The following is a 14,094-nucleotide window of genomic DNA, read 5'->3' on the forward strand; positions in this document are numbered from 1 at the left end:
CACACACCTCCCGGCGATAACCCCAGAATTCGCCCTGAGACAACGGCACACGTCCGCTAAGATGGGGAGGCCTTAACCGCATCGCTCCACCCAAACCGAATGGACCGCAGCATGAGTAATGAACCCGATCTCTGGCGCGAAAAGCTCAGCGAGGAACAATACCGCGTCTGCCGGCTCGGCGGCACCGAAGCGCCCTGGTCCGGGGCCCTGAACGACGAAAAGCGCCCGGGGCGCTTCGACTGCGTCTGCTGTGGGTCAACGCTGTTCGTCAGTGACGCCAAGTTCGATTCCGGCTCCGGTTGGCCAAGCTTTTTCCAGCCGGCCAGCACGGAGGCGATCGTAGAGCGTCGCGACACCAGCCACGGCATGATCCGCACCGAAGTGCTCTGTGCCAACTGCAACGCCCACCTGGGGCACGTGTTCGAGGATGGGCCGCGCCCGACCGGCCTGCGTTACTGCATCAACAGCGTCTGCCTGGACTTCGTACCAAGCGAGGACGAATCCGCTACTTGACCACCCGCAGGCTGGGACCGCCCTTGCCTCCCCCGGAGGGAGAGGTGGGTGGTGGATCGTCATCCGGACCCTCATCGCTCGAGTCGCGCGTCGAGGAGCCCGAGGTCGACTTGTCGGACTCGCCGTCCTCACCACCGGGCACGGCGCGCAATTGCGGCCGCCCCTTCCCCTCGCTCTTGGGTGCCGGTGCCCCCTCGCGGTCGTCGTCCGATTGCGGGAAGGTTTCCTCCGGCTCGTCCGGGAACGTCGCCCCCTGTCCCGAATCACGATCGACGATCGCACGAACCGCGTGCATCGGCACGAACACCCGCTCCGGCTGACCGCCAAAACGCGCCTCGAACGAAATGCCAACGCGATCCATGTGGAAATCGCGCACGGCCGACGGGCTGATGTTGAGCTGGATGTGGCCGTCCTCGACGAACTGGGTCGGCACCATCACCTCGGGCGCGTCGGCGTTCACGACCAGGTGCGGCACGTGTCCCTGGTCGAGGATCCAGTCGTAGAAGGCAGGGACAAGATAGGGACGCTTGGAGAGCATGATCAGCCTTCGCGCATCTCGCGTTCGACTTCGGTGAGGCTCGCCTGGAATGTCGGGCGACTGAACACCCGATCCATGTAATCGAGGATCGGCTTGGCGCCCGGACCGGAGAGCTCGATGCCGTACTTCGGCAGGTACCAGAGCAGTGCAGCCAGGGTCACGTCGGCCAGTGAGAACTCTTCGCTCATGAAGAACGGCATGGCCGAGAAGATCGGCGCGGCCGAGAGCAGTTCTTCCTTCAGCTGCTTGCGGGCACGCGCCACCGTCTTCTCGCCACGCTCGAACTCGGGCAGCAGGCCGTACCAGTCCTTCTCGATCCGGTAGAGCGCGGTGCGCACCTTCGCGCGGCTGACCGGGTCGACCGGCATCAGCGGCGGGTGCGGGAAGCGCTCGTCGAGGTACTCCATGATCACCCGCGCGTTGGTCAGGACCAGGTCACGATCGGCGAGCACCGGCACCGTGCCTTCCGGCGACAGGTCGTGGAAGTCTTCCGGCGGCTCCTGTTCGGACAGGTCGATGATCTCGGCGGTCAGTTCCTTTTCCGCGAGAACGATGCGCGTGCGGTGGCAGTCCGGCGAATCCGGGCTGGTGAACAAGGTCATGACCGAACGACGATTGACGGTCGCCATTGGCGCCTCCCGTGGTGCAATGGTTAAAACGTCATCATAACAAAAACCCGGCCTCGAGGCCGGGTTCATCGGGGTTTCGGGCGACCGGACGGCCGCTCGGACGGCTCCGATCAGTGCTTGATGTCGCGCCAGTATTCCTTCTTCAGCAGGTACATCACCAGCGTGAAGATGAACAGGAAGGCGAGCACGTACGGGCCGTAGTGCGCGCGCAGCAGCGCCGCCGGCTCGGCCATGTAGACCATGAAGGCGGTCAGGTCGCGCATCTTCTGCTCGAATTCTTCCTCGCTGAGGGTGCCGGGGCGCTCGGGTGATTCCAGACCCACCAGGCGCCGCTTGGCGTTCTCGCCCTCGCCTTCGGTCTCGTAGACCGGCTGCAGGAGGCCCTGCTCGGCGGCCAGCACATGCGGCATGCCCACGCCCGGGAAGACCGCGTTATTCACGCCCCAGGCCGTGTCCGGATCGGCGTAGAAGGTGGTCAGGTAGGTGTAGAGCCAGTCACCCCCATTTACGCGCGCGGTGAGCGTGAGATCCGGCGGCACGATGCCGAAGGTCTCCTGGGCGTACTCGGCCGGCATGTTGGTCTCGATCACGTCGCCCGGCTTGGTGGACTCGTCCGGCATCAGCACGGCCAGTTGCTCGTCGGTGAGCCCCAGGTCGTCACCGATGCGGCCGAAGCGCATCATCTTGGCGCCGTGGCAGCTCGCGCAGCTGTCCATGAACGTCTGCGCGCCGCGGTACAGGGAGGCCTTGTCGCTAAGGTCGACCTCGGCGTCCTCGAGGGGATAGTTGCTGCTGGCCGCCTTGGCGTTGGGCGCGACCAGCAAGCCGATCAGACAAAGAAAAAACGTAATACGGATCATTGCAGGCGCTCCGGCACGGGCTGGGTACGTTCACGACGGCTGATGAAATACAGCGCGATGAAGAAGCCGAAGTACACGGCCGACAGCAGCTGGGAGGCCAGCGTGCCGAGCGTGGTCGGCGACTGGGTACCCAGGTAACCCAAGCCGATGAACGCCGCGGCGAACGCGAACAGGTTCACCTTGAACGCCGTCGAGCGGTAGCGGATCGAGCGGGTACGGTTGCGATCGATCCACGGCAGCACGAACAGGATCAGGATCGCGACCGTCATCGCGACCACGCCCAGGAACTTGTCCGGCACGGCGCGGAGGATCGCGTAGTGCGGCGCGAAGTACCAGACCGGGGCGATGTGCTCCGGCGTCTTGAGCGGATCGGCCGGCGTGAAGTTCGGGTGCTCCAGGAACAGGCCACCACCGTCGGGCCAGTAGAACAGCACCGCGGCGAAGATGAACATGAACACGCCCAGGCCGAACAGGTCCTTGACGGTGTAGTACGGGTGGAACGGGATGCCGTCGACCGGCTTGCCCGAATCGTCCTTGTTTTCCTTGATGTCCACGCCGTCGGGGTTGTTCGAACCGACCTCGTGCAGGGCCATGATGTGGCCGCCGATCAGGAACAGCAGCACCAGCGGCAGCGCGATCACGTGCAGTGCGAAGAAGCGGTTCAGGGTGGCGTCGGAAACGACGTAGTCACCCCGGATCCACAGCGCCAGGTCCGGGCCGATCACCGGCACCGAGGAGAACAGCGAGATGATCACCTGTGCGCCCCAGTAGGACATCTGCCCCCAGGGAAGCAGGTAGCCCATGAAGGCCTCGGCCATCAGCACCAGCAGGATCAGGACCCCGAAGATCCAGATCAGCTCGCGCGGCTTCTTGTAACTGCCGTACATCATCCCGCGGAAGATGTGCAGGTAGACCGCAATGAAGAAGAACGAGGCGCCGGTCGAGTGCAGGTAGCGGATCAGCCAGCCCCACTCGACGTCGCGCATGATGTACTCGACCGAGGCGAAGGCGTTCTCGGCCGACGGCTTGTAGCTCATCGTCAGCCAGATGCCGGTGACGATCTGTAGGACGAACACGACCAGCAGCAGCGAGCCGAAGTAGTACCAGAAGTTGAAGTTGTGGGGGACGTAGTACTTCGCCAAGTGGGCATTCCAGAAATGCGACACCGGCAGGCGGTCATCCACCCATTTTCCCAGGCCCTTGATCATGCGACGTCCTCCTCGGTCCCGCCGACGCGGATGATTTCTTCGGTGACGTACACGTACTGCGGGACCTCCAGGTTGGTCGGTGCCGGTACGCCCTTGTAGACACGACCCGAGATATCGAACTTCGAGCCGTGGCAGGGGCAGAAGAAGCCGCCCTGCCAGTCGTCGCCCAGGTCATCCGGGGCGACTTCGGGGCGGTAGGTCGGCGCACAACCCAGGTGCGTGCACAGGCCGACGATGACCAGGAAACGCTGGTTTTCCTCGCGGGCCCGGTACGGGTTGGCCGCGAACTCGGGCTGCTGGGTGACCACCTCGGAGTTGGGATCGCGCAGGCGATCGTCCATCTCCGGCAGGGATTCGAGCATGCGGTCGGTGCGATGCACCACGTAGACCGGCTTGCCGCGCCAGGCGACGGTCGTCATCTGGCCGGGGGAAAGCTTGCCGATGTTCACGTCGACCGGGGCGCCGGCGGCCTGGGCCTTGGCGCTGGGCTGGAAGGAACTCAAGAACGGCACGGCGGCAAAGCCGACGCCCACCGCGCCAACCGCCGTCGCCGCGCCGGTCAGGAACCGGCGCCTTGCCGGGTTGGAGGGAGAATCAGCCATTGTTACGTCGTACTCCTGGATGGTTGTCCGTCAATCGATCACGGCCGGAAAAGCGATTCCGTGCCGCTCGTGTTGCTGGCGAGCCTCGTCGGCCTCCCTGCACCCGGCGAAAAAACACCCGGACGGAGCCGGGTCGCCTCGGGCATCACCGATGCACAGCATCTGCCATTTTCAGGGCCCGGGTAGTTTAAGCATCTCGACCCGACCGTCAAACAAGCGAGGCTAATACCTCGGCATAGACTTTTATTAGCTTGGGAAACCGCTTTCGCGCCGTTTGGCGAGGTCAGACCGGGTTGGGGATATCGATAAAGCGATGCTCGATATCGAATTCGTCGGCGATACGCTCGCCCAGCAGGCGCACCCCGCCCGTCTCGGTGGCGTGGTGCCCGGCGGCGAAATAGGTCACCCCGGCCTCGCGAGCGAGATGGGTGGTGCGCTCCGAGATCTCGCCGGAAATGAAGGCATCCAGCCCGAGATCAATCGCCTCGCCCAGCATGTCCTGCGCCCCGCCGGTGCACAGGCCGATGCGGTGAATGGGGCGGTCGGTCGGCCCGACGACCAAGGGATCGCGCCCCAGGCGTTCGGCAATCCGGGCGGCCAGTTCGCTGCCGGTCGCGGGCTGCTCGAGCCGACCGGAGACAGCCAGTTGCTGGTGGCCGAAGCGGCCGGTGACGTTCATGCCCAGGGTACGGGCAAGCCAGGCGTTGTTGCCGATCTCGTCGTGACCGTCGAGCGGCAGGTGGTAACCGATCAGGTTGATGTCGTTGGCAAGCAGGGTCGCGATCCGGCGACGTTTCATGCCGGTGATCGTTTCCGGTTCGTTTTTCCAGAAATAGCCGTGGTGGACCAGCACGGCGTCCGCCTGCGCCTCGACGGCGGCATCGAGCAGCGCCTGGCAGGCGGTCACACCGGTCACCAGCCGACGGATCTCGCCTCGCCCCTCGACCTGCAGGCCATTGGGCGCGTAGTCGCGATAGGTTTCGGGCTCCAGCAGCCCCTCGCAGTAGCTGAGCAACTCGCGGATATCGACCGACTCGGGCATGGGTGCTCCCCTTCAACGGTGTGCATCGAAACGGACGAAACCCTAGCACGATTGCCCCGGGCACGACCGACCCCGCTCCATCACCGACGACTTGCACCCGAACGGCGCTCCGGCGACGTTACGCCCTGGGCGGTCGCCATGTCGGGCGACTTGGCCACCCCTCGGGCACGTGTTCCAATGCCCGGATACCCGCCAAGGAGCTTTCCGGCCATGCCCAGCCGTCCGACGGCCTCCCTGCTTTCCCGACGGTTCCTGCCGTATTTCTTTACCCAGGCACTCGGGGCGTTCAACGACAATGCGTTCCGCTTCTCGGTGATGTTCCTGATCACCTACGAGCTCGGTACCGCGCAGGACGGCAATATCGACGTGCTCATGAACCTGGCCGCGGGGTTGTTCATCCTGCCCGGTCTGCTGTTCTCGCCCATGGCCGGTCACTGGGCCGATCGTCTCGACCAGGCCGCATTGGCACGCGTACTCAAGTGGACCGAACTGGCGCTGATGCTCATCGCCGCGCTGGCCTTCTGGTGGCAGAGCGTCTGGCTGCTGATGGTGCTGGTGTTCCTGATGGGCACGCAATCGGCGTGGTTCGGTCCGCTCAAGTACGCCATCGTCCCCCGGCACCTCCCGGCGGGCATGCTGATGCGGGCGAACGGCTGGGTCACTGCCAGCACCTTCACCGCGATCCTGCTGGGCACGCTCACCGGCGGGCTGCTCGCGGCCACCGGCGACCGTGCCACCCTGATCGCGAGTCTGCTTGTCATCGGGGTGTCGCTCGCCGGCGTCGCCGCCGCGCGTTTCATCCCGGCCGCGCCCCCACCGGGACGGCTGCCGGACCACGCCGGGCCACTGGAAAGCTGGGCCTCCACCTGGCGCCTGTTACTCCAGCAGCCGGCCAGCCTGCGCCTGTCGATGTGGCTGATCAGCTGGTTCTGGTTCGTTGGCGCCGGGTATCTCACCCAGTTTCCCCGCTTTGCCGAGGACGTGCTCGGGCTGCCAGCCGACGGGGCGACCGGGTTGCTGGCCCTGTTCGCGCTGAGCATCGGTGCCGGGGGGTTGCTGGTGGGTTACCTGGGCGGTCGACGCCCACCGCGGGCCGTGGCGCCGTTCGCCGCGCTCGGCGTGGCACTGGTGGCGATCGACTGGTATGTGGTCGCCTCGGCGCCAAGCCCGTCCCTGTGGCGCATCGGGGTGGATATCGCGTTGACCGGCCTGTTGGCGGGCACGCTGGTCGTCCCGCTCTACAGCCACCTGCAGCGGGCCTCGCGGCCATCGCAACGCGCCCGGCTCATCGCCGCGCTCAACGTGCAGAACGCCCTGGCCATGGTGGTCAGCAGTCTGTTGGCCATCGCCCTGTTCGCGGTGGTCGGGATCGGGCTGCCGACCTTCTTCCTCCTCTTCGGTGGCACGGGGCTGCTGGTGGCCATCGCGGTCTGGCGACACTGGCGCGGACTGATGCCGGCCGCACCCCGTCGCTGAGCGGAAATTCAGTCCTCAAGGCCGATAATCTGCCACTCGCCGCCCTCACGCTCCCGGCGCAGGCAGACCGCCCGCCCGCCGGCCAACTCGCCGGCACAGTAGTCGGCCGCCTCCTCGGCGGCCAGCCACCACCCGGTCTCGACCCGCTCGGTTTCCCCGCGGTAGCGCACCGGGGCATCGGGGCGGCGAGGCATCTCGAGCCACCACAGCGGCCGAAATGCCCCCGGCGGCGCGGCATCGCCGAGTTGCGCCGACGAGGTTTCGGTCGGCCCGCTGCGCCGTGACCTGCCCCGATACGCCGACACGGGCTGCAGGCGGGAACGCCGCATCGGCACCAGGCCCGGCGCATCCTGCAGTCGATTGACGGCCTCGCTCCCCAACCGGGCCTGCAAGCGCTGCAAGAGGGCCTGTCGGTCGCGCACGCGCTCGTCGGCATCGGCGAACAGGCTGCCCTGCCCCGGGCGGGGCGTGACAAAGCGCTCGGCCTCCACCCGCAGGCAGGTCACCGGCGCCAGTTCCCCGACCGATTCCAGGCGCAGGCGCAATTGCTCCTGCCAGAGGCCCACCTCCCACCCGGGCTCGGCGGTGGCCAGCTCCAGCCTCGTTGACGGGCGCGCCTCGTGACCCAGCCACACCACGAAATCGGCCACCGCGAGCTGCCGGCGACGCAGGAAGTCCCCCAGCCCCACCAACAGCCCTCGGGCAAGCAGAAGCAGGCGGTCGACCTGGTTGGCCGGGTCCCAGAGGCTGACCTCGCGGGCATAGCGTGCCGGCGGCACCAGGTCGGCCAACGGCCAGTCCCGTTCGGCGAACAGGCGGTCCAGGTCGACCAACACGGCCGGGTCGCTGCGCATGCCCACTCCCTCGCGCGGCAAGCGGCGCACCTCGCCCAGTCGACGCAGGCCCAGCTCGGCGAATCGATCGATCCAGGTCACCGGCCAATCGAGCAAGGCCAGGGGCAACCGGCTGACCGCCGCCAGTTGTTCCCGCGCCGGGCAGAGCCAGGGTGCCTCGTCATCCAGCACCGCGGCCAGTGCCCACGCGATCCGCGGATGCCCCGCCCCCGCGGCCCGCACCACCAGGCCCCACGGCTGCAATGCCTCGAGCAGGCGTGAAACCAGTGCCTCGAGCCCGCCGAACAGGGCCGCGCTGCCGCCGATTTCCAGCAACAGTCCGGGGCCGTTCTCCACGTCGCGACCGACCGGCGGTGGCCGACTGACCCGCGAGGTGTAGGTCAGCGCCCACTCGCCCCACTCGGCCAGCCACGTCTCCACGGCTCGCTGGTCGATGGTCAGACAGCGCAGCGGCACCGGGTCCGCCGGGTCGTGCGCCCGATGGCGGGAACGGGCGCCCGCCAGGCTCTGGCCGGCCTCGATCCCCCGTTCCCTTGCCGCGCGATTGACCGCCACGACCCGGCCGGCACGGCCCCCACCGTCCAGCAGCACCGCGGGAGGCGGTTGCCGACGTTCCGCCTCGGGGCAACGGCACTCGAACCAGGCCTCCGGGAAGCGCAGCGCCAGCCAATAGCTCTCGTGTCGCTCGGTCGAGTGGGTGGTCATGGCGAACTCCGGGCATGGATACTGTTCTTTTTTACAGTATACTTAAAGGAAACGCTGCACGAATCCGATATCGCTCTGCGCGTCTTGAGTCGGGCAGGTGCAAGGCGCTCGTCCGCCGCGGAAGGGTGATTCCCTTTCCAAGGACGAAACCGGATCGGCAGGACGCCGATCCGGCCGGCGTGAGCCGGCCCGAAGGGCGAGGTCCAAGGACGGACCTCGCGACGCAGCAGATGCCCGACTCAAGGCGCGCAGAGCGATATCGGATTCGTGCAGCGTTTCCTTACTTCCGCCAAGACCGATGACCATGACCGAAACGAACACAGGCCGCCCCCTCACGCCCCGCCAGGCCGAGATCCTGGCGTTCATCCGCGACACCATCCGCGAGACCGGCATGCCGCCGACCCGAGCGGAGATCAACACCGCGCTCGGCTTTCGCTCGCCCAATGCCGCCGAAAGCCATCTCAAGGCACTGGCGAAAAAGGGCGCCATCGAGCTGGTGGGTGGCCGCTCCCGGGGCATTCGCCTGCCCGACGACAGCCACCGCGAGGAGCTGGCCGTGATCGGCCGGATTGCCGCCGGCAGCCCGGTGCTGGCGGCCGAGCACGTCGAGGCCCAGGTGCCGGTCAACCCGGCCCTGTTCCGTCCCCGCGCCGACTACCTGCTGCGGGTACGCGGCATGAGCATGCGCGATGCCGGGATCATGGACGGCGACCTGCTCGCCGTGCATCGCACCGAAGAGGTCCGTAACGGCCAGATCGTGGTCGCCCGGCTGGCCGACGAGGTGACGGTCAAGCGTTACCGGCGACGCGGGGCGAAGGTCTGGCTGATTCCCGAGAACAGCGAGATGACCGCAATCGAGGTCGACCTGCGTCGCGACGAGCTGATCGTCGAGGGTCGCGTGGTCGGCGTGTTGCGCACCTTCGACTGACGGCCCTCCCCGGGGACCGGCAAGAGCGCCACATCATGGGAGAACGAGCCATGGCGGGAAACGACGTCGCCGAGCTGCTGACCCGGCACGATATCTGGCGTGGCCGGCAGACGCGCCCGCCCGAGTCGGTTGCCGCCCCCTGCCCCAGCGGCTGGTCGACACTCGACGAGCTGCTCGGCGGCGGCTGGCCCGGCGAAGGGCTGGTGGAGCTCTATGCCGGTCGCGCGCCCAACGGACCCTGGCGCCGACCCTTCGATCGACTCGACACGACACCGCTCTCGTCGCAGCGGGACTGGTTCCAGGCATCCCTGGGCCATGGCCTCACCGCCCTGCTGATGCCCTGGTTGCGCCAACGAACCCGGGCGGGCAGCGTTGCGCTGATCAACCCCCCGGCCGTTCCCTGCGCCGAGCGCTGGCAACGGGAGGGGGTGACGCTCGACGAGCTGCTGGTCATCCAGCCACGCAACCTGCGCGAGCTGGGTTGGGCGACCGAGGAGGTGCTCCAGTCCGGCGCCTGCGCGCTGGTGATTGCCTGGCTGCCCCCGTTGGGGTTCGCCTTGCGCCGGCGGCTCAAGCTGGCCGCCGAAACCGGGCGCAGCTGCCTGGCCACGCCCTACCCGTTTGGTCGGGACATGGCGGTTGGAGGCGGCACGCATGCCCCCTCCAGCCCGGCCTGGGTCCAGTTGAGCGTGCAACGCCAGACCGAGGGGGCGGACCGAGCCCTGAGCGTGCAACGACTCAAGCCCTTCCACCCGCGCCAGGTCCGACTCGAACTGGATGGCGATCCCGCCGACACGACGCCGGTCCGCGACACAGCGGGGCCGCCATTGGCGCTCGTCGACACGCGCTGAGGTAGAGGCTATCGCCCCGTGGCGCGGCGATACTCGGGCATCACGGAGGGGATGGCGCGCTCCAGCGCCTGGATGCGATTGCTGCTGTTCGGGTGGGTGCTGAGCCATTCCGGCCCGCCGCCACCGCCTCGTGCCTGCATCTTCTGCCACAGGCTGACGGCCGCATGCGGGTCGTAACCCGCCCGCGCGGCCAGCAGCAGCCCCACCTCGTCGGCCTCGAGCTCCATGCGCCGACTAAACGGCAGGTCGACTGCCACGGTGGCCACCTGCTGCGCCATCGCCGCGGTGCGGCCATCCAGTCCACCGAGCGCCGAGGCCACCGACAGGCCCATCTGCTGGGTCATCGCCATCGACATCTTCTCGCGCGTGTGCCCCGACAGGGCGTGGGCCACCTCGTGGGCGATCACCTGCGCCAGCTCGTCGTCGCTGGGCTGGATCTTGTCGAGCATGCCGGTGTTGATGCCCACCTTGCCGCCGGCCATCGCGAAGGCGTTGACGCTGTCATCGCGGAACACGCGACTTTCCCACTGCCATCCGCCCGCCTGCGGGTAGACCCGGATCGCCTGCGGCACGATGCGCTGCGTGATGCGCTGCACCCGTTGGCTGGCGGGATGGGAGGCCGGCAGGGTCGGCTTCTGCTCCGTCATCTGGGAATAGGCCTGGTAGGCCATCTGGTTGGCCTGGCCCTCCGGCATGATCATCAACTGGCTGCGCCCCGTGACCGGGTGGGTCGCGCAACCGGCCGTCACCAGCAGGGCCCCCGCCAGGGTGACGGCCATCGGCAAACGTGGCACACGCATCAGACTGTCCTCTTCAAACCGGCAAACGCATAAAAAAACCCCGATCTCACGAAGACCGGGGTTGTTGGTATCGGTTCCTCACCCGTCGGCGATTCTTGCGGAAGGTCTGCACGAATCCGATACCACTCTGCGCACCTTGAGCCGGGCAGATGCAAGGCGCTCGTCCGCCGTGGAAGGGTGATTCCCTTTCCAAGGACGACAACGCAGCAGATGCCCGGCTCAAGGCGCGCCCGGCGGGGATTGGCGAGTCGCCCGTGCTCGGCGTTGCGATGCCTTGACGTGGCCACCGGCACGCCCGCGACATCGCGCCTTGATCACGAACGACTCGCCAAGCCAGAGTGGCATCGGATTCGTGCAGACCTTCCTTAGCCACCCAGGGCGCGAATCGCCTCGTCGAGCTCGTCGTCGATCATGCTCGACTCGAGATCCACCCCGAGCTTTTCCGCGGCCATGATCGGGCGATCGTCCGGCGTGCGGCTGATACCTCGCGCCTGGGCAATCGCGCAGATCACCACGTCACTGTAGTTGGGATCGCCGTCATGCTGGTAGCCGAGATCGCCACAGTGCTCGATCACCTCGGCGAACATGTCGGGGAAGTCCCAGGCCTTGACGATATTACCGCCCAGGCGCGATTGCAGGCTTTCGACCAGCTCGTTGAGCACCGCCGGCGCGTCCTGCAGCTTGGGGATGTCCTCGGCGACCACGATTACCGGGATGCCGCCCACGCTGTGCAGCAGACCCGCGAGCAGGGCCTGGTCGGGATCGAGCTTGGTGTGCCGGCGGGCGATGTGGTTCGCCAATGCCGCCACCTGGGTGGAAAACGCCCAGTGGTCGCGCATGATGCGCTTGATGGTGGGCGTGTCGGCATGGAACAGCTGCTTGGCCGACAGCGAGACGATCAGCTGGCTGACCGTTCGCATCCCCAACCGCGAGACGATCTGGTTGAGGTTGTCGATGTGCTGAGCGCCGCGATACAGCGGGCTGTTCGCTACCTGGATCAGGCGGGCGGCGATCGCCGGATCCTGCGAGATCACCTCGACCAGATCGCTCGCCGAGCTGTTGGGGTCATCGATGATCCGCCGGGCGCGCATCGCTACATCGGGCAGCACGGGCAAGGAGATGCCCTTGTCGCGGATCTTGTTGATGATCGCCTGTTCAAGTGCCGGATTGGCCACGTTTTCTTCTCCCTGAATAGCGCCGGTCACCCCCTCGGGGACCGGCCTTTCACGCTCAGTCTGCCAGGCGAGTGTACTTCACGCGCTTGGGCTGGTCGGCGGCGTCACCGAGACGCTTGCGACGGTCGGCCTCATATTCCTGGAAGTTGCCCTCGAAGAACATCACCGAGCCGTCGTCCTCGAACGCGAGGATGTGCGTGGCGATCCGGTCGAGGAACCAGCGATCGTGCGAGATCACCAGCGCCGAGCCCGGGAAGTCCAGCAGCGCCGTTTCCAGTGCACGCAGGGTCTCGACGTCCAGGTCGTTGGTCGGCTCGTCGAGCAGCAGCACGTTGCCGCCGGACTTCAGCAGCTTGGCGAGATGCACCCGGTTGCGCTCACCGCCCGAGAGATCCTTCATGAACTTCTGCTGGTCCTGGCCCTTGAAGTTAAACCGGCCCAGGTAGGCGCGCGACGGCATCTCGAACTTGCCGACCGTGATGTGATCGTAGCCGTCCGAGATCTCCTCCCAGACGGTCTTGGTGTCTTCCATGTCCTCGCGGGACTGGGCGACGTAGGCCATCTCGACGCTCTCGCCGATCTCGATCGAGCCGCCGTCCGGCTTCTCCTCGCCGATCAGCATGCGGAACAGGGTCGACTTGCCCACGCCGTTCGGGCCGATGATGCCAACGATCCCGCCCTTGGGCACCGAAAACGACAGCCCCTGGTAGAGCTCGCGGTCGCCGAAGGCCTTGGTGAGATTCTCCGCCTCGATGACCTTGTCGCCCAGGCGCGGACCGGGCGGGATGTAGATCTCGTTGGTCTCCGAACGCTTCTGGTATTCCTCGGACTGGAGCTCCTCGAAGCGCTTCATGCGCGCCTTGGACTTGGCCTGGCGACCCTTGGGGTTCTGGCGTACCCACTCGAGCTCCTGCTTCATGGCCTTCTGGTGGGCGGACTCGGCCTTCTCCTCCTGCTCCAGGCGCTTCTCCTTGGCCTCCAGCCACTGCGAGTAGTTGCCCTCGAACGGGATACCCTGGCCGCGGTCGAGCTCGAGGATCCAGCCGGCGACGTTGTCGAGGAAGTAGCGATCGTGGGTGACCGCGACCACCGTGCCGGAGAATTCCTGCAGGAACCGCTCCAGCCAGGCGACGGATTCGGCGTCGAGGTGGTTGGTCGGCTCGTCGAGGATCAGCATGTCGGGGTTCGACAGCAGCAGGCGGCACAGGGCCACCCGGCGGCGCTCACCGCCGGAGAGCTTGGTGACGTCGGCATCCCAGGGCGGCAGGCGCAGCGCGTCGGCGGCCACCTCGAGCTTGCGGTCGAGATCCCAGCCGCCGCCGGCCTCGATCTGGTCCTGCAGCTTGCCCTGCTCTTCCATCAGCGCCTCGAAATCGGCGTCCGGGTCGGCAAACTGCTCGGAAACCTTGTTGAAGCGCTCAAGTAATTCGGCCATCTCGCCGACACCATCCATGACGTTGCCACGCACGTCCTTGTCGGGATCGAGGTCCGGCTCCTGCTTGAGGTAACCGATCTTGATGCCCGGCTGCGGGCGCGCCTCGCCGATGATGTCGGTGTCGACGCCGGCCATGATGCGCAACAGGGTCGACTTGCCGGCGCCGTTGTAGCCGAGCACGCCGATCTTTGCCCCGGGGAAGAAGTTGAGATTGATGTCCTTGAGGATGTGCTTTTTCGGCGGGACGACCTTGCCCACGCCGTTCATGGTAAAGATGTACTGAGCCATAGGGTCCGAGACTTTGTGTTGTTGCAAACGAAATGAAGCGGCACTATCTCGCTGGGCAAATCCTGCCAGCAGATTTCCCTCTAGCAGATTGCCCAGGATAGCGACCGCGTTTGATCACAAGGATACCAGCACTGTGCCGCGACTTGATGCCCCTCGCCCGACACCGCCTCACATTCCGATTCGCTCGCGG

14 protein-coding genes are annotated in these 14,094 nt (G+C 66.6%); 4 read left to right on the forward strand and 10 right to left on the reverse strand.

What is annotated here, in order from left to right:
- Nucleotides 1-111: 111 nt before the first annotated feature.
- Nucleotides 112-513, forward strand: coding sequence for a peptide-methionine (R)-S-oxide reductase MsrB (msrB, locus tag FAZ79_RS01450; protein ID WP_211238769.1), 402 nt, complete (start codon nt 112-114; stop codon nt 511-513).
- Here the strand turns inward: msrB and FAZ79_RS01455 are convergent.
- From FAZ79_RS01455 to FAZ79_RS01480, 6 genes are all read right to left on the reverse strand, one after another.
- Nucleotides 506-1,051, reverse strand: coding sequence for a ClpXP protease specificity-enhancing factor SspB (locus FAZ79_RS01455; protein WP_136866136.1), 546 nt, complete (start codon nt 1,049-1,051; stop codon nt 506-508). The genes msrB and FAZ79_RS01455 overlap by 8 nt on opposite strands.
- Nucleotides 1,052-1,053: 2 nt before the next feature.
- Nucleotides 1,054-1,680, reverse strand: a complete 627-nt coding sequence (locus FAZ79_RS01460; protein ID WP_136866137.1) for a glutathione S-transferase N-terminal domain-containing protein — start codon at nt 1,678-1,680, stop codon at nt 1,054-1,056.
- Nucleotides 1,681-1,790: 110 nt separating this feature from the next.
- Complete coding sequence (locus FAZ79_RS01465; protein WP_136866138.1) at nt 1,791-2,540, reverse strand: cytochrome c1; 750 nt, start codon at nt 2,538-2,540, stop codon at nt 1,791-1,793.
- Nucleotides 2,537-3,748: a cytochrome bc complex cytochrome b subunit gene (locus FAZ79_RS01470; RefSeq protein ID WP_136866139.1), complete on the reverse strand. Its 1,212-nt coding sequence runs from the start codon at nt 3,746-3,748 to the stop codon at nt 2,537-2,539. The genes FAZ79_RS01465 and FAZ79_RS01470 overlap by 4 nt, the downstream gene beginning before the upstream one ends.
- Complete coding sequence (petA, locus tag FAZ79_RS01475; RefSeq protein ID WP_136866140.1) at nt 3,745-4,350, reverse strand: ubiquinol-cytochrome c reductase iron-sulfur subunit; 606 nt, start codon at nt 4,348-4,350, stop codon at nt 3,745-3,747. Before petA ends, FAZ79_RS01470 begins: the two co-directional genes overlap by 4 nt.
- Before the next feature lie 283 nt (nt 4,351-4,633).
- Nucleotides 4,634-5,392, reverse strand: coding sequence for a Nif3-like dinuclear metal center hexameric protein (locus FAZ79_RS01480; protein WP_136866141.1), 759 nt, complete (start codon nt 5,390-5,392; stop codon nt 4,634-4,636).
- Between the two features lie 210 nt (nt 5,393-5,602).
- On the opposite strand from FAZ79_RS01480, the gene FAZ79_RS01485 reads away from it, so the two are divergent.
- Nucleotides 5,603-6,868, forward strand: coding sequence for an MFS transporter (locus FAZ79_RS01485; RefSeq protein WP_169303516.1), 1,266 nt, complete (start codon nt 5,603-5,605; stop codon nt 6,866-6,868).
- A gap of 8 nt (nt 6,869-6,876) precedes the next feature.
- On the opposite strand, the gene FAZ79_RS01490 is transcribed toward FAZ79_RS01485, so the two are convergent.
- Nucleotides 6,877-8,427 (reverse strand): DNA polymerase Y family protein, encoded by a 1,551-nt coding sequence (locus FAZ79_RS01490; RefSeq protein WP_136866143.1) that lies wholly within the window; start codon nt 8,425-8,427, stop codon nt 6,877-6,879.
- Nucleotides 8,428-8,731: 304 nt separating this feature from the next.
- Between FAZ79_RS01490 and lexA the strand changes: the two genes are divergently transcribed.
- Nucleotides 8,732-9,355: a transcriptional repressor LexA gene (lexA, locus tag FAZ79_RS01495; protein ID WP_136866144.1), complete on the forward strand. Its 624-nt coding sequence runs from the start codon at nt 8,732-8,734 to the stop codon at nt 9,353-9,355.
- A gap of 35 nt (nt 9,356-9,390) precedes the next feature.
- Nucleotides 9,391-10,206, forward strand: coding sequence for a hypothetical protein (locus FAZ79_RS01500; RefSeq protein WP_169303517.1), 816 nt, complete (start codon nt 9,391-9,393; stop codon nt 10,204-10,206).
- A gap of 8 nt (nt 10,207-10,214) precedes the next feature.
- Here the strand turns inward: FAZ79_RS01500 and FAZ79_RS01505 are convergent, their stop codons facing one another.
- The 3 genes from FAZ79_RS01505 to ettA all read right to left on the reverse strand — a co-directional run bounded on the left by FAZ79_RS01505 (nt 10,215) and on the right by ettA (nt 13,904).
- A complete protein-coding gene (locus FAZ79_RS01505; protein ID WP_136866146.1) occupies nt 10,215-11,006 on the reverse strand; it encodes a M48 family metallopeptidase in 792 nt (263 codons plus the stop codon).
- A gap of 365 nt (nt 11,007-11,371) precedes the next feature.
- Nucleotides 11,372-12,181 (reverse strand): HDOD domain-containing protein, encoded by an 810-nt coding sequence (locus FAZ79_RS01510; RefSeq protein ID WP_136866147.1) that lies wholly within the window; start codon nt 12,179-12,181, stop codon nt 11,372-11,374.
- A 55-nt stretch (nt 12,182-12,236) separates the two neighbouring features.
- Complete coding sequence (ettA, locus tag FAZ79_RS01515) at nt 12,237-13,904, reverse strand: energy-dependent translational throttle protein EttA (RefSeq protein ID WP_136866148.1); 1,668 nt, start codon at nt 13,902-13,904, stop codon at nt 12,237-12,239.
- Nucleotides 13,905-14,094 lie beyond the last annotated feature (190 nt).

The sequence above is a fragment of the Guyparkeria sp. SB14A genome (assembly GCF_005096345.1).
Taxonomy (GTDB): domain Bacteria; phylum Pseudomonadota; class Gammaproteobacteria; order Halothiobacillales; family Halothiobacillaceae; genus Guyparkeria; species Guyparkeria hydrothermalis.

Bases quoted from the DNA above. Each gene is read 5' to 3' on its own strand.
- msrB (WP_211238769.1), top strand. From the start codon at position 112: ATGAGTAATGAACCCGATCTCTGGCGCGAAAAGCTCAGCGAGGAACAA.
- FAZ79_RS01455 (WP_136866136.1), bottom strand. From the start codon at position 1,051: ATGCTCTCCAAGCGTCCCTATCTTGTCCCTGCCTTCTACGACTGGATC.
- FAZ79_RS01460 (WP_136866137.1), bottom strand. From the start codon at position 1,680: ATGGCGACCGTCAATCGTCGTTCGGTCATGACCTTGTTCACCAGCCCG.
- FAZ79_RS01465 (WP_136866138.1), bottom strand. From the start codon at position 2,540: ATGATCCGTATTACGTTTTTTCTTTGTCTGATCGGCTTGCTGGTCGCG.
- FAZ79_RS01470 (WP_136866139.1), bottom strand. From the start codon at position 3,748: ATGATCAAGGGCCTGGGAAAATGGGTGGATGACCGCCTGCCGGTGTCG.
- petA (WP_136866140.1), bottom strand. From the start codon at position 4,350: ATGGCTGATTCTCCCTCCAACCCGGCAAGGCGCCGGTTCCTGACCGGC.
- FAZ79_RS01480 (WP_136866141.1), bottom strand. From the start codon at position 5,392: ATGCCCGAGTCGGTCGATATCCGCGAGTTGCTCAGCTACTGCGAGGGG.
- FAZ79_RS01485 (WP_169303516.1), top strand. From the start codon at position 5,603: ATGCCCAGCCGTCCGACGGCCTCCCTGCTTTCCCGACGGTTCCTGCCG.
- FAZ79_RS01490 (WP_136866143.1), bottom strand. From the start codon at position 8,427: ATGACCACCCACTCGACCGAGCGACACGAGAGCTATTGGCTGGCGCTG.
- lexA (WP_136866144.1), top strand. From the start codon at position 8,732: ATGACCGAAACGAACACAGGCCGCCCCCTCACGCCCCGCCAGGCCGAG.
- FAZ79_RS01500 (WP_169303517.1), top strand. From the start codon at position 9,391: ATGGGAGAACGAGCCATGGCGGGAAACGACGTCGCCGAGCTGCTGACC.
- FAZ79_RS01505 (WP_136866146.1), bottom strand. From the start codon at position 11,006: ATGCGTGTGCCACGTTTGCCGATGGCCGTCACCCTGGCGGGGGCCCTG.
- ettA (WP_136866148.1), bottom strand. From the start codon at position 13,904: ATGGCTCAGTACATCTTTACCATGAACGGCGTGGGCAAGGTCGTCCCG.